At 64.1% G+C, this 13,990-nt stretch carries 13 protein-coding genes; 4 read left to right on the top strand and 9 right to left on the bottom strand.

All coding sequences use genetic code 11. The features are described from left to right. The 4 genes from QM801_RS03330 to QM801_RS03315 are packed head-to-tail and all read left to right on the top strand — an operon-like array spanning position 1 to position 4,509. Positions 1–246: a hypothetical protein gene (locus QM801_RS03330; RefSeq protein ID WP_415017791.1), complete on the top strand. Its 246-nt coding sequence runs from the start codon at positions 1–3 to the stop codon at positions 244–246. Further along, the gene (locus QM801_RS03325; protein ID WP_415017790.1) at positions 243–2,261 is read left to right on the top strand and encodes an FAD-dependent oxidoreductase; all 2,019 of its coding nucleotides are present in this window, start codon (positions 243–245) and stop codon (positions 2,259–2,261) included. Before QM801_RS03330 ends, QM801_RS03325 begins: the two co-directional genes overlap by 4 nt. Further along, the gene (locus QM801_RS03320) at positions 2,258–2,884 is read left to right on the top strand and encodes a dimethylsulfonioproprionate lyase family protein (RefSeq protein ID WP_415017789.1); all 627 of its coding nucleotides are present in this window, start codon (positions 2,258–2,260) and stop codon (positions 2,882–2,884) included. The genes QM801_RS03325 and QM801_RS03320 overlap by 4 nt, the downstream gene beginning before the upstream one ends. Continuing rightward, positions 2,881–4,509, top strand: a complete 1,629-nt coding sequence (locus QM801_RS03315; RefSeq protein WP_415017788.1) for an amidohydrolase — start codon at positions 2,881–2,883, stop codon at positions 4,507–4,509. The genes QM801_RS03320 and QM801_RS03315 overlap by 4 nt, the downstream gene beginning before the upstream one ends. On the opposite strand, the gene QM801_RS03310 is transcribed toward QM801_RS03315, so the two are convergent. The 9 genes from QM801_RS03310 to QM801_RS03270 form a co-directional block, all read right to left on the bottom strand. Continuing rightward, positions 4,504–5,340, bottom strand: a complete 837-nt coding sequence (locus QM801_RS03310) for a 3-keto-5-aminohexanoate cleavage protein (protein ID WP_415017787.1) — start codon at positions 5,338–5,340, stop codon at positions 4,504–4,506. The two genes, QM801_RS03315 and QM801_RS03310, sit on opposite strands and share 6 nt — an antisense overlap. A gap of 114 nt (positions 5,341–5,454) precedes the next feature. After that, positions 5,455–6,129, bottom strand: a complete 675-nt coding sequence (rpe, locus tag QM801_RS03305; RefSeq protein WP_415017786.1) for a ribulose-phosphate 3-epimerase — start codon at positions 6,127–6,129, stop codon at positions 5,455–5,457. Then, entirely contained in the window at positions 6,122–7,024 is a 903-nt protein-coding gene (cbbX, locus tag QM801_RS03300) for a CbbX protein (RefSeq protein ID WP_415017785.1), read from the bottom strand. Before cbbX ends, rpe begins: the two co-directional genes overlap by 8 nt. Continuing rightward, entirely contained in the window at positions 7,024–7,413 is a 390-nt protein-coding gene (locus tag QM801_RS03295; RefSeq protein ID WP_415017784.1) for a ribulose bisphosphate carboxylase small subunit, read from the bottom strand. The genes cbbX and QM801_RS03295 overlap by 1 nt, the downstream gene beginning before the upstream one ends. Positions 7,414–7,425: 12 nt before the next feature. Then, positions 7,426–8,889, bottom strand: a complete 1,464-nt coding sequence (locus tag QM801_RS03290) for a form I ribulose bisphosphate carboxylase large subunit (RefSeq protein WP_415017783.1) — start codon at positions 8,887–8,889, stop codon at positions 7,426–7,428. A 19-nt stretch (positions 8,890–8,908) separates the two neighbouring features. Then, complete coding sequence (gene fba / locus QM801_RS03285; RefSeq protein WP_415017782.1) at positions 8,909–9,988, bottom strand: class II fructose-bisphosphate aldolase; 1,080 nt, start codon at positions 9,986–9,988, stop codon at positions 8,909–8,911. A 16-nt stretch (positions 9,989–10,004) separates the two neighbouring features. Continuing rightward, positions 10,005–11,990, bottom strand: a complete 1,986-nt coding sequence (gene tkt, locus QM801_RS03280; RefSeq protein ID WP_415017781.1) for a transketolase — start codon at positions 11,988–11,990, stop codon at positions 10,005–10,007. 9 nt (positions 11,991–11,999) lie between these two features. Then, entirely contained in the window at positions 12,000–12,875 is an 876-nt protein-coding gene (locus tag QM801_RS03275; protein ID WP_415017780.1) for a phosphoribulokinase, read from the bottom strand. Between the two features lies 1 nt (position 12,876). Then, entirely contained in the window at positions 12,877–13,911 is a 1,035-nt protein-coding gene (locus tag QM801_RS03270) for a class 1 fructose-bisphosphatase (protein WP_415017779.1), read from the bottom strand. Between the last annotated feature and the right edge of the window lie 79 nt (positions 13,912–13,990).

Raw genomic sequence — 13,990 nt, 5'->3', positions numbered from 1 at the left:
TTGAACTGGACGGATGAGGACAAGGCCCAGCTTGCCTTTCTGCAGACACCGGTCGGAGAGGTCGACGGTGGCCGCGTGCGCTATGCCGCCGCCATGCATTTCGCCCGCCGCCACCTGCTCTCACAGGCAGCCCTCGAAGTCTACCGCATCCTCGCCAAGGAAGACGCCACCGACCCGCGGAACGTCCTCGCCCGCGAAAACCTCTCCACCGAACTCGACCGTTTGCTGACCGGATCTCATTCATGACCATGGACCCGCGCTTTGCCATTCTCTTCGAGCCCGTGAAGATCGGGCCGGTCACCGCGCCGAACCGTTTCTATCAGGTGCCCCATTGCACCGGCATGGGCTATTCCTATCCGCAGACGCTGGTCGCCATGCGCGAGATCAAGGCGGAAGGCGGCTGGGGCGTGGTGAACACGGAGTATTGCTCCATCCATCCATCCTCCGATGAGATGCCGGCCCACTCCTGTTCATTGTGGGATGAGGGCGACGTGAAGAACCTCGCCGCCATGTCAGAGAAGGTTCACAAGCATGGCGCGCTTGCCGGGGTGGAACTCTGGTACGGCGGCCAGCGAGCCGCCAATCATCATTCGCGCCTGCCAGGGCTGGCGCCGGGCTCCATGCCCGCCACGGCAGCACCCTGGCAGAGCCAGAAGATGGATGCTGCCGATTTCAAGACCTACCGCCAATGGCATGCCGCTGCCGTGCGCCGTGCGCTACAGGCGGGTTTCGACATCGTTTACGTGTATGCCGCGCACACCTATCTGCTGGCGCAGTTCCTCGACCCGCGCGTCAACCGCCGCGACGACGCGCATGGCGGCCTGTTGGAAAACCGCTCGCGCCTCTACCGTGAGGTGATTGCCGAGACGCGCGAGATCCTCGCCGACAAGGCCGCCCTCGCGACGCGCGTGGAAGTGACAGACGAGGACGAGACCGGTGCAGAAGACCGCGCCGAACTTCTGAAGCAGATCGCGCCCGACATCGACCTGTTCGACGTGACAGTGCCGGATTACTCACGAGAGATGGGCCCCTCCCGCTTCATCAAGGAGGGCGCACTCGAGGCCGATATCACACATGTCCGCAAGCTCACCGGAAAGCCCGTCGTCTCCGTCGGCCGCTTCACCAGCCCCGAAACCATGCTGGCCCAGGTGAAGCGCGGCGTGCTTGATCTCATCGGCGCGGCGCGGCCCTCGATCGCCGATCCTTTCCTCCCCAACAAGATTCGCGAAGGCCGGCTCGACGACATCCGTGAATGCATCGGCTGCAACATCTGCTACGCCAACGATGGTCTGGGCGTTCCCATCCGCTGCACCCAGAACCCCAGCATGGGCGAGGAATGGCGGCGCGGCTGGCATCCGGAACGCATGCGCCCCGCCCGCACGAAGGACAGCATCCTCATCGTCGGTGCAGGCCCCGCAGGCCTTGATGCCGCTCTGACCCTCGGCCGCCGGGGCGTGCCAGTGGTGCAGGCCGAAGCGAGCCGCGAGCTTGGTGGCCGCGTCACCCGCGAAACCCGCCTGCCCTCGCTCGGTGAATGGGTGCGCGTGCGCGACTGGCGCGTCCACCAGATCGGCAAGCTCGAAAACATCACCGTCTATCGCGAAAGCCCGATGACGGCAGATGACGTGCGCGATGCGGGCGCTGCCCACGTGGTGATCGCCACAGGTGCGACCTGGCGGCGGAATGGCCTCGGCCGCTCCTCGCCCGTCACCCTTCCCTCCCTCGATGATCCCCGCACCTTCACGCCGGACGACATCATGGCGGGAAAGCGGCCCAAGGGGCCGGTCGTGGTCTTCGATGACGATCATTACTACATGGCCTCCGTCATCGCGCTGTTGCTGGCAAAGGAAGGCCTGCCCGTCACCTACGTGACCTCGGACGGCATCGCCGCGTCATTCTCCGAACACACGGTGGAACAGGCCCGCACCCAGACGGGCCTCATCGCGGCAGGCGTGAAAATCATCGTCAGTCATGGCCTCTCAGGCTTTGCAGGCGACACGCTCGAGATCGCCTGCGGCTTCAGCGGCAACATCACGGCGCTTCCCTGCGGCGGCCTTGTCACCGTGACGTCGCGCGAACCCAATGACGCGTTGTGGCAAGAGCTGAAGGATGACACCGGCCTCCGCGTCTCCCGCATCGGCGACTGCAAGGCGCCGGGCATCATTGCGCAGGCCGTCTATGACGGCCACCGCTTCGCCCAGGAGTTCGACCTCAGCGAGGAGGAAGCAACCGCCCGCCGCGAACGCGTGGTGTTGGCATGAACAGCGCCACCGCCACGGTCAGCACCCTCATCCATGAGATCGACCGCTATCTTTCAGGCTTCGACCTCGCGGGCGCACGCGACGTTCGGAAAGGCATTGCCCTCTGGGGCGAAGGCCCGCACCAGGACATCACACCTCGCCGCCTGCCACCTTGCGACCTGCTGCCGGAAGCACTCGCCGCCGTGTCGGACAGGCCGCTGGCCCGAGCCATTGAAGCGGCACTGCCCTATCTCCACTGGATCACCTACGATGCCTATCCGCGCGCCGACATCGGCGAGGCCTTCGCCAACGGCCATGCCTTTACCTCGCTGATCGGAGGCGGCACCTTTCACCCGGCGGAGGATTTTGATCTCGGCCTCTTCGTAATTGCGCCCAATACGCTCTACCGCGACCATCATCATGCGGCGCCCGAACTCTATGCCCCGCTCACAGGTCCGCACGGCTGGCGCTTCCTCCCCGACACCACCTTCCACGAAAAGCCCGCCCATGAACCGGTGTGGAACGAGCCCTGGGCACCCCACGCCACCCTGACGGGCAGCACGCCGTTCCTCTGCATCTTCGGCTGGACGCGCGATGTGAGCATTCCCGCCAAGGTCATCTTCACCGACGAGGCCCGCACATGAGTGCCGACACCATCATCATCAATGGCAATGTCGTCACCATGGAAGCCATTGCGCCGCGCGCCGAGGCCATTGCCATCCGAGACGGACGCATCCTGCGGGTGGGCAGCACCGCCGACATCCGCACGCTCGCAACACGCTCCACCCGCGTGATCGACGCAGGTGGACGCCTGGTGCTTCCCGGATTTCAGGACACCCACATCCACCTGCAGGACTCCGGCAACAACTATGGCTCCAATGCCGTGCTGGATGACTGCCGCAGCGTTGCCGAACTACAGGCCGTACTCTCCGCCTTTGCGAAAAAATCGTCCGCACCCTGGGTGCGCGGCGTCGGCTGGTACACCGGTATCTTCACCGACAGTAACCTCACGCGGCAGGTGCTGGATGCCGCCGTGCCGGACCGGCCCTGCTACATCCTCGCCAGCGACGGTCACAACGCCTGCATGAACAGCAAGGCCTGCGACGCCGTCGGACTCGTGAAGGGCCTGCCGGACCCGCCCAACGGCCATTTCGTTCTGGATGCCGGAGGCGTGCCCACCGGCATGCTGCATGAAGATGCCATCGACTGGGTGATGGCCCGCATGCCCGCCATCACCGAGGAGGAATTTGCCGATGGCGTGCGCTTCGGCCAGGCGCTGTGCAACCGGCATGGCATCACCGGCGTGCTCGACGCTTCGGTGAATGCCCGCCACGCCCGCGTCTATCAGCGCCTGATGGATCAGGATGCGCTCACGCTCCGCGTCGCCGCCACCGCCAAGGTAGAACCCCATGAGGCCACGAAGGAGGCCCTCGAACGGGTGAAGGCGCTGCGCGAAGGTTGCCGCGGAGATTTGTTCAAGATCCATTCCGCCAAGTTCTTCCTCGATGGCGTTCTGGAAAACCGCACGGGCACGATGCTCGCGCCCTATTCCGATGCCATTGGCGGCAACGCGCCGCTCATGTTCGGCCACAACCAGGTAAAGGACCTGTTCACCGCCTTCGATGCCGCCCGCTTCCAGATCCATGTGCATGTGATCGGCGATGGCGCGTTGCGCGCCGCGCTTGATGGCCTGCAGGCCGCACGCGAGGTGAACGGCGCCTGGCCCAGCCTGCATCAGCTTGCCCATGTGCAGTGCCTTGATCCCGCCGATGCGCCGCGCTTCCGCGAGCTTGGCGCCATGGCCAACATCCAGCCGCTCTGGGCCCGCCACGAACCCTCTGTCACCGATGTGGCGCTGCCCATGGTGGGTGAAGAGCGCGGCAAGTGGATGTATGCCTTCCGCAACCTGATCGATGCGGGCGCGCCTTTTTGCCTGTCCAGCGATTGGGGCGTTTCCACCCTCAATCCCTTTCCCATCATGGAGACGGCCATCACCCGCCAGCCGCCGCGCAAGAACGGCAATCATCCGGTGTTCCTGCCGGAACAGCGCATGACCCGCGAGGAATGCGTGCGCGGCTACACCATCAATGCGGCCGCCGCCGCCTGGTGGAGTGAGGACACGGGAAGCCTTTCGCCCGGCAAGTCCGCCGACGTGATCATCCTCGACCGCGATATCTTCACCTGCGATGTCTATGACATCGGCGACACCGAAGTGCTGCTCACCCTCTTCCGTGGGCAACCGGTCCACGCAGCATCGCCCTTCTCATAAAGCAGGCTGCCGCAATCCCAGAATGCGGCGCGCCGTGCGCCAGTCCGCCACCGGGCGGTCATAGCGCTCGCAAATGGCAACGGCCCGTCTCACCAGTGCGGCATTCGAGGGCGCCAGGGTGTTGCGGTCGAGATGCACATTGTCCGCAAGCCCGGTCCGGGTATGGCCGCCCTTGGCAATCGCCCATTCATTGAGGGTGATCTGCGCAGGCCCGATCCCTGCCGCAGACCACACTGCATCAGGCGCCAGGCGCTTCAGCTTCTCGATGTAGAAGTCCAGGATGCGTTCATCCGCCGCCATGGCGTTCTTCACGCCCATCACGAACTGCACGAAGAGCGGCGCCTTCAGGCGGCCATCGCGCTGCATCGTGCAGGCCTGAACAATGTGAGACAGATCAAAGGCTTCGATTCCGGGCTTCACATCATGCTTGAGCATTTCCGCAGCCAGCCCATCCACCAGATCGGGCGGGTTCTCATGCACACAATCGGGAAAATTGTTGGAGCCCACCGCCAGCGAGGCCATGTCCGGCCTGAGGTCCAGCATGGCGCCGCGCTCACGGCCCACGCCTGAACGCCCGCCGGTCGAGACCTGAACGATCATGCCGGGGCAATGTTTTTCGATCGCCTCCTTCAGCCGCGCGAAACGCTCCGGGTCCGATGTCGGCCTGCCTTCGTCGTAGCGCACGTGGCAGTGCACGATGGAGGCGCCGGCCTCGAAACTTTCATGGGTACTCTCGATCTGTTCTGCGATCGTCACCGGCACCGCAGGGTTGTCTGCCTTCGTCGGCAGCGAACCCGTGATGGCAACACAGATGATGCAGGGCAGGCTCATGCCGAAAACTATAAGCCCGCCCCAGCGCTGCGAGAGCAATGACTTCGGAATGACAGTGGTGCGCGGCGCGAAGAGCTCCGATGGAACCTCACCGCTTGTGCATCTGAATCTGCGTCAAGCGAGATTGCCTGATGCGGCGCGCCGGATGTCCGTGATGTTCTTGGTGTAGGCTGTTTCCGTGCCGCCCTTGAACACTGCCGACCCCGCCACCAACACATTGGCGCCTGCCGCCGTGACAGCCGGGGCTGTTTCAGGCGTCACACCGCCATCGACCTGGATGTCGATCGGCCGCTTGCCGACCAGCGCCTTGGCCCGCAGGATTTTCGAGAGCATGGCCGGGATGAAGGCCTGCCCGCCGAAGCCCGGGTTCACCGTCATGATCAGGATCATGTCGAGGCGTTCGATCACGTGTTCGATGGCCGTCACCGGCGTCGATGGATTGAGCGAAACACCCGCCTTCTTGCCCAGTGACCGGATCGCCTGCAGCGAGCGGTCAAGATGCGGGCCTGCCTCGGCATGGACGGTGATCATGTCGCAGCCGGCATCGGCAAAGGCACCGAGATAGGAGTCAACCGGCGACATCATCAGATGGGCGTCGAAGAACTTCTTCGTGCGGCTCCGGATCGCCTTGATCACCGGCGGCCCGAAGGTGATGTTCGGCACGAAATGCCCATCCATCACATCGAGGTGGATCCAGTCGGCGCCGCTCCGGTCGATCGCTTCCACCTCGTCTCCGAGGCGGGAGAAATCCGCCGAAAGCACCGAAGGTGCAATCAGAATATCAGCCATGGCTTGCTCCGTTTGATTTGAAGACACGGCTCCCTCTCACGTCCGGCTCCCCGATTTCGGAGAGCATCTCGAGCGTCACCTTGCCGTCCCCGGTTTCGAGAAGCCGGTTGGCATGGCGGAGTCGCGTGCGGTCCAGCGCGTTGCGGATGGACCGCGCATTGGCGAAGTGCGGCTGCGTACGCCTGAGCTTGATGTATTCCGCCATGGCGTCGCGCGCCTTGGGAGAAAACTGGTAGTGCTGCTGCTCCAGCATCAGTTCGGCGATGTGGAGAAGCTCCGCGTCGGTGTAATCCGGGAAGTCGATGTGATGCGCAATGCGTGAGCGGAAACCCGGATTGCTTTCGAAGAACTTCGCCATGCGGTCGGCATAGCCCGCGAGAATCACCACAAGGTCATCGCGCTGGTTCTCCATTACTTGCAGGAGGATTTCGATCGCCTCCTGGCCGTAGTCACGCTCATTGTCGGGCTTGTAGAGATAATAGGCCTCGTCGATGAACAGCACCCCGCCCATGGCCTTCTTGAGAAGCTCCTTGGTCTTGGGCGCGGTGTGACCGATGTACTGGCCCACAAGGTCATCGCGCGTCACCGAGACGAGGTGCCCCTTCCGGACATAGCCAAGCTTGTGCAGAAGGCCCGCCATGCGGTTCGCCACCGTTGTCTTGCCCGTGCCGGGGTTGCCGGTGAAGCTCATGTGCAGGGTCGGCGTTTCATGCGCCAGCCCCGCGTCGTTGCGCACCCGCTCCACCATCAGCAGGGCTGCGGTTTCGCGGATGCGGAGCTTGACCGGCGCAAGGCCGATCAGCTCGCGGTCCAGTGCCTCCAGGATTTCCGCAACCCCGGACGTCTGGAACAGTTCCTTCAGGTCAAAGGTCTGCATGGATGCCTCGGAGAGCATCAGCGCCTCACGGCATGCTGATAGAGCTGCGAACGGCCGTTCACTTCACGGCGTGTCATCTCGATCACCGGCTCCGTCTTGGGCCTGTTGGCGATGAAGGACATGCGCACCGTTTCCCAGCCGCGGGTGGAGTCGAAGGCGTTGATGCGGATGTAACTGTTGGGGTTGGCCTTGCGGCAATCCCGGATCTCCATCATCACGCCCGCGGCATCCCGGAGGTCGAACATGGGATTGCCCCACATCGCCCAATAGGTGTTCCGCGGGTGCGGGTCATCGGTGTACTCGATGCCGATGGCCCAATTGTTCTGCAGGCAATACTCCACCTGTGCCGCGATCTGGTCGTCGCTGAGGTCAGGCAGGAACGAGAAACATCCTTGTGTGATGCGCATGTCAGTATCTCCTTAGCCGGCCACGGTTTCGAGCGGCACAAAGTCCGAAGTGTCGGTGGATTGATAGTTGAACGAGATGTTGCCCCACGTATCGAGGGCCGCTTCCACGGGCTTGCACCACTTGGCGGCGGCCCGGAGGATTTCCGGACCTTCGTTGGCGATGTCGCGGCCCTCGTTGCGGGCCAGCACCATGGCTTCGAGAGCAACGCGGTTGGCGGTGGCGCCGGCCTGAATGCCCATAGGGTGGCCGATCGTTCCGCCGCCGAACTGCAGCACGACGTCATCACCGAAAAGGTTCAGGAGCTGGTGCATCTGGCCGGCATGAATGCCGCCCGAAGCCACCGGCATCACCTTCAGCGTGTCGGCCCAGTCCTGTTCGAAGTAGATGCCGCGCGGCAGGTCGACCGTGTTCTTCAGCTCGCGGCAGACGTTGTAGTAGCCCTGCACGGTGAGCGGATCGCCCTCGAGCTTGCCCACGGCCGTGCCGGTGTGGAGATGGTCCACGCCCGCAAGGCGCAGCCACTTCGCAATCACGCGGAAGGAAATGCCGTGGTTCTTCTGACGGGTGTAGGTGCCGTGGCCCGCACGGTGCATGTGCAGGATCATGTCGTTCTGGCGGCACCATTCCGAGATCGACTGGATGGCCGTCCAGCCGATGATCAGGTCCACCATCACGATCACCGAACCCAGGGACTTCGCGAACTCGGCGCGGCGGTACATCTCCTCCATCGTGCCGGCGGTGATATTGAGGTAGTGGCCCTTCACCTCGCCCGTCTGGGCGGAAGCGAGGTTCACCGCCTCCATGCAGTAGAGGAAGCGGTCGCGCCAGTGCATGAAGGGCTGCGAGTTGATGTTCTCGTCGTCCTTCATGAAGTCGAGGCCGCCGCGCAGGCCTTCATAGACCACGCGGCCGTAGTTCTTGCCGGAAAGGCCGAGCTTTGGCTTGGTGGTGGCGCCCAGCAGCGGGCGGCCGAACTTGTCGAGGCGCTCGCGTTCGACGACGAGGCCCGTGGGCGGGCCCTTGTAGGTCTTCACGTAGGCGACCGGCAGGCGCATGTCTTCGAGGCGTGCGGCCTTCAGCGGCTTGAACGAGAAGACGTTGCCGATGATCGAAGCCGTCAGGTTGGCGATGGAGCCGGGCTCGAAGAGGATGAGATCATAGGCCACATAGCAGAAGTATTCGCCCGGGCGGCCCGGCACGGGCTCCACCTTGTAGGCCTTGCCACGATACTGGTCGGCGGCGGTGAGCCGATCCGTCCACACCACGGTCCAGGTTGCAGTCGAGCTTTCACCCGCGACGGCGGCGGCTGCCTCGACCGGGTCAACGCCCTCCTGCGGTGTGATGCGGAAGAGCGCGATGACATCCGTGTCCTTCGGCTCGTAGTCACCCGCCCAGTAACCCATCTGCGCGTATTTGAGCACGCCCGCCTTGTAGCGTTCCTTGCCCCTGATTTCCGTCTGTGCCTTGTCTGCCATGTTGGTCTCCAACTTTCTGTCAGGCGGCCTTACGGCCAGTGAGCTGCGGATCGAGGGATCCGCTCTTGTATCGCTTCGCCATGTCGGCCAGCGAAACGGGTTTGATGCGCGCGGCCTTGCCCGCCGTGCCGAATTCCTCGAAGCGCTGCTTGCACAGCACGCGAAGGGCATCCATCGCGGGCTTCAGGAACTTGCGGGGGTCGAACTCGCCCTTGTTGGTGGTGGCGACGCGGCGGATCTCCGCCGCCATCGCGAGGCGGCAATCGGTGTCGATGTTCACCTTGCGCACGCCGTGCTTGATGCCGCGCACGATCTCCTCCACCGGCACGCCCCAGGTCTTGGGCATTTCGCCGCCCGCCTTGTTGAAGGCCGCCTGCAGTTCCTGCGGCACCGAGGACGAGCCGTGCATGACGAGGTGGATGTTCGGCAGCTTGGCGTGAATGGCTTCAACCACGTGCATGGCCAGCACATCGCCATCCGGCTTGCGGGTGAACTTGTAGGCGCCGTGGCTCGTGCCCATGGCAATCGCCAGCGCATCCACCTTCGTTGCGCGCACGAATTCCACCGCCTGGTCCGGATCGGTGAGCAACTGGTCGTGGCTGAGCTTTCCTTCGGCGCCATGGCCATCCTCGACCTCGCCGTGTCCCGATTCCAGCGAACCCAGCACGCCCAGTTCACCTTCGACCGAGACACCCACCGCATGGGCAAGGTCGGTGACGCGCCGGGTGATGGCGACGTTGTAATCGTAGGAAGCCGGCGTCTTGGCGTCGGCTTCCAGCGAACCGTCCATCATCACCGAGGTGAAGCCGTGCTGGATCGCCGAGAGGCAGGTCGCTTCGCTGTTGCCGTGGTCCTGGTGGGTGCAGAGCGGAATCTCCGGATACATCGTCTCCAGCGCCTCCATCATCTTGGAGAGCATGATGTCGTTGGCATAGGAACGCGCGCCCCGGCTCGCCTGGATGATCACCGGCGCATCGGCCAGCTTCGCCGCCTCCATGATCGCGAGCCCCTGCTCCATGTTGTTGATGTTGAAGGCCGGCACGCCGTAGTTGCGCTCCGCTGCATCATCGAGAAGTTGTCTGAGTGAAATGCGCGCCATGGGTCCTGTCCTCCTGTTATGCTTCGGCCCCGATGGCCTTGAGGGCTTGCGCCACAACAGCCTTGGGTGTGATTTCAAAGTGTTCGTAGAGCTGAGCGGCGGGCGCGGAAGCGCCGAAGCCCTTCATGCCCACGAAGGCGCCCGTGTTGCCGATCCATTCGTGCCAGCCGGTTGCGGCGGCGGCCTCGACGGCAACGAAAGGGGCCGTGCCCAGCACATGGGCGCGATACTCTTCGGACTGTTCGCGGAAGAGTTCCCAGCACGGCATGGAGACGACCGTCGCCATGATGCCGCGCCCCGCCAATTCAGCCGCCGCCTTGAGGGCGATCTCCACTTCCGATCCCGTGGCAAGCAGCGTCACATCGCGCGCACCCGACCAGCCGGAGACGACATAGGCCCCCGCCGCCACACCAGCGGCCACCGGCTCACCCTCCGGCAGCGGCGACAGTGCCTGCCGGCTGAGACACAGAACCGAGGGGCGCGACGTCTGCTGCAGGGCAAAGCGCCACGCCTCAACCGTTTCGCGCGCATCCGCCGGACGGAAGACAAGCAGGTTCGGCATGGCCCGGAGCGAAGCCACGTGCTCGACCGGCTGATGCGTCGGGCCATCTTCGCCGAGGCCGATCGAGTCGTGCGTCATCACGTAAACGACCGGCTGATGCATCAGTGCCGAGAGGCGGATGGAAGGCCGTGCATAGTCGGCGAAGACAAGGAAGGTGCCGCCATAGGCCTTGAAGCCGCCGTGCAGCGAGAGGCCGTTGAGCGCCGCCCCCATGCCGTGTTCACGCACGCCGAAGTGGATGTAGGAGCCTGTGAAGTCATCGGGCGTGATCGGCTTCTGCGACTTGCCCTTGGTGAGATTCGAATGCGTGAGATCGGCGGAGCCGCCCACGATGTTGGGCTGGGCCTTCGTCACCGCATCGATGACGATCTCGGAGGCCTGGCGCGAGGCAATCTTCGGACACTCCTTGAGATAGCTCTGGGCCAGTTCATCCAGCGCCTTCGAGGCCTTTTCGGTGAGGCGCTCCTCCAGATGGTCGGCAAAGGTCCAGGCCGCGTCATCATCGAGCGAGGAGCGGCGGTGTTCCCAATCCGCATGGGCCTTGGCACCGCGATGCCCGGCCTTCAGCCACTCCGCACGGATGGCATCCGGCACTTCGAACGGTCCATACGGCCAGTTCAGCGCCTTCTTCGCAGCGGCAAGTTCCTCCGCGCCAAGGGGCGCACCATGCACACCCGCCGTGCCCTGCTTCTTCGGTGCACCAAAACCAATCACGGTGCGGCAGGCAATGAGCGTCGGCTTCGTGGATGACAGCGCGCGAGTCATTGCCGCTTCGATGGCGTCGGGCGAATGACCATCGATCCGTTCCACGGCCCAGCCCGCGGCCTCGAAGCGGCGCAGATGATCGATCGAGGTGGCGAGCGACGTCGCACCATCGATGGTGATGCTGTTGTCGTCGAAGAGAACGGTCAGCTTCGAGAGCTTCAGGTGCCCGGCGAGATCGACCGCCTCGTGGCTGATCCCTTCCATCAGGCAGCCGTCGCCCGCGATCACCCAGGTGCGGTGATCGACCAACTCGGTGCCGAAGCGCTGCGACAGCATGCGTTCGGCAATCGCCATGCCGACCGAGGTTGCCAGACCCTGCCCCAGCGGACCCGTGGTGGTCTCGACGCCGGGGCAATGGCCGTATTCCGGATGCCCCGCCGTGATGGCACCCAGCTGCCGGAAGCGCTTGATCTCGTCCAGCGTCACGCCTTCATAGCCGGTGAGGTGCAGGAGCGCGTAGATCAGCATGGAGCCGTGGCCCGCCGAGAGCACGAAGCGGTCACGGTCCGGCCACTTCGGCGCGGCGGCATCAAACTTCAGGAACTTGCGGAACAGCACCGTCGCCACATCCGCCATGCCCATGGGCATGCCGGGATGGCCCGACTTCGCCTGCTCCACGGCATCCATGGCGAGCGCGCGGATGGCATTGGCAAGCTCAGCGTGGGTCACGGCCATGATGCCACCTCACGCCATCTTCCGGCGCCGGTCATGCAGGCGCAGGATCAGCGGCGTCAGGATGAGCTGCATGGCGAGGTCGAGCTTGTTGCCCGGCACGACGATCGAGTTCGCGCGCGACATGAAGCTGCCGTTGATCATCGAGACGAGGTAGGCGAAGTCGATACCGCGCGGATTGCGGAAGCGGATCACCACCATCGACTCATCGGCCGTGGGGATCCAGCGCGAGATGAACGGGTTCGAGGTATCAACCGTCGGAATGCGCTGGAAGTTGATGTCGGTCTCGGTGAACTGCGGGCAGATGTGGCGCACGTAGTCCGGCATGCGGCGGAGGATCGTGTCCATCACGGCTTCGGTGGAGTAGCCGCGCTCTTCCCGGTCGCGGTGGATCTTCTGCGTCCATTCCAGGTTGATGACGGGAACGACACCGATCTTGAGGTCGGCATGCTTGGGCAGGTCGATGTCGCCGCCCTTGTAGGCGCCGTGCAGGCCTTCATACAGTAGCACGTCGGTATCAGCCGGCATCTCCTCCCACTGGGTGAAGGTGCCGGGTGGCGTGCCGTGCTGTTCGGCTTCGGCGGCATTGTGCACGTAGTAGCGGCGGCGGCCAGTGCCGCTTTCGCCATACTGCTTGAACAGCGACTGCAGGTCTTCGAGCAGGTTCGCTTCCGGGCTGAAGTGGCTGAGGTGGTTGTTGCCCTTCTTGCCGGCCTCCACGATCGCGGTCTTCATCGCCGCGCGGTCATAGCGGTGGAAGGAGTCGCCTTCGACGAACACGGCCTTGATGCCTTCGCGGCGGAAGATCTGGTCGAAGGTGTGCTTGACCGTCGTGGTGCCTGCGCCGGACGATCCGGTGACGGAGATGACGGGATGCTTGGCTGACATTTTATCTTGCCCCTGTTCTGAAAAGGCCGCGGTCTGCAAAGAGCGGCTGCTCGTGGCTGTGCAGGTGGTTCACGGCTTCGGCATATCGTTCCATCTGGAAGCGCGAGCCGAAGCAGAGCGGCGTTCGCGCGTGATAGGTTTTCGGCACCTGGTCGAGGATCGGCGCCAGCCCGTCGGTGGCGAGCCCACCCGCATGTTCGATGAGGAAGGCCACGGGCGCGCATTCGTAGAGGAAGCGCAGGCGGCCCTTTTCGTAGCCCTTGCGGTTGTCGCCAGGATAGAAGAAGACGCCGCCCCGCAGCAGGATGCGGTGGGTTTCGCCGACGAGGGCTGCGAGCCAGCGCATGTTGTAGTCCTCGTTCAGCGGTCCCTCGCGGCCATCGAGGCAGAGGTCGACGAAGACCCGCACCTGTTCCGGCCAGCGGCGGTAGTTCGAAACGTTGATTGCGAATTCATGGGCGGCTTCGGGCAGCTTGCACTCGCGCACGAAGTGCCAGGCGTCGCGCTTGCCGGAGAGCACATAGAGACGCGGCGGACCCCCGACGGAGATCACCATCTCCGTGCGTGCACCGTAGATCACATAGCCCGCCGCCAGCAGATGGCGGCCACGGCGCAGGAAGCTCTTGTCGGTGGAGCAGCCCTCGGCGGGATAGATGCCGAAGATCGTGCCGATGGGCGAGTTGATGGCGATGTTGGACGAGCCGTCCAGCGGATCGATGGCCAGCGCCAGCGGTGCACCGGCGGTGAGGATGATCGGCTCCTCCTCCTCTTCCGACAGCATGTGGGCGACGGGTGCGGCGCGGGCCGCTTTCAGGAAGGCCTCGTGGGCAAAGAGATCGAGATACTTCTGGACCTCGCCCTGGACGTTCACATTGCTTTCGTCGGCGAAGCGCGCGCTGGTTGCGCCGTCTGCGATTGCGCCTGCCACCTTGGCAGCCGCTTCAGCCAGACGGGCAAAAAGTGCGGCCACTGCAGGCTTGGATGCGCCGCCCGTCGAGAGGTCCGCCAGAAACTCGGTGAGGGTGTTCTTTGTCATGGCAGCGGGTCCAACTCGTTTCGTTGGAAAAACCCTGCGCCCTCTCCCGCTTGTAGTAAAACTGAAAAAAGTGCATGAT

Origin of the sequence: Aestuariivirga sp. (assembly GCF_047600585.1) — a bacterium.
In the GTDB taxonomy this organism is placed as follows: Bacteria; Pseudomonadota; Alphaproteobacteria; order Rhizobiales; family Aestuariivirgaceae; genus Aestuariivirga.
This window is presented reverse-complemented; position numbering and strand designations above follow the sequence as displayed.

Bases quoted from the DNA above. Each gene is read 5' to 3' on its own strand.
- QM801_RS03325 (WP_415017790.1), top strand. From the start codon at position 243: ATGACCATGGACCCGCGCTTTGCCATTCTCTTCGAGCCCGTGAAGATC.
- QM801_RS03320 (WP_415017789.1), top strand. From the start codon at position 2,258: ATGAACAGCGCCACCGCCACGGTCAGCACCCTCATCCATGAGATCGAC.
- QM801_RS03315 (WP_415017788.1), top strand. From the start codon at position 2,881: ATGAGTGCCGACACCATCATCATCAATGGCAATGTCGTCACCATGGAA.
- QM801_RS03310 (WP_415017787.1), bottom strand. From the start codon at position 5,340: ATGAGCCTGCCCTGCATCATCTGTGTTGCCATCACGGGTTCGCTGCCG.
- rpe (WP_415017786.1), bottom strand. From the start codon at position 6,129: ATGGCTGATATTCTGATTGCACCTTCGGTGCTTTCGGCGGATTTCTCC.
- cbbX (WP_415017785.1), bottom strand. From the start codon at position 7,024: ATGCTCTCCGAGGCATCCATGCAGACCTTTGACCTGAAGGAACTGTTC.
- QM801_RS03295 (WP_415017784.1), bottom strand. From the start codon at position 7,413: ATGCGCATCACACAAGGATGTTTCTCGTTCCTGCCTGACCTCAGCGAC.
- QM801_RS03290 (WP_415017783.1), bottom strand. From the start codon at position 8,889: ATGGCAGACAAGGCACAGACGGAAATCAGGGGCAAGGAACGCTACAAG.
- fba (WP_415017782.1), bottom strand. From the start codon at position 9,988: ATGGCGCGCATTTCACTCAGACAACTTCTCGATGATGCAGCGGAGCGC.
- tkt (WP_415017781.1), bottom strand. From the start codon at position 11,990: ATGGCCGTGACCCACGCTGAGCTTGCCAATGCCATCCGCGCGCTCGCC.
- QM801_RS03275 (WP_415017780.1), bottom strand. From the start codon at position 12,875: ATGTCAGCCAAGCATCCCGTCATCTCCGTCACCGGATCGTCCGGCGCA.
- QM801_RS03270 (WP_415017779.1), bottom strand. From the start codon at position 13,911: ATGACAAAGAACACCCTCACCGAGTTTCTGGCGGACCTCTCGACGGGC.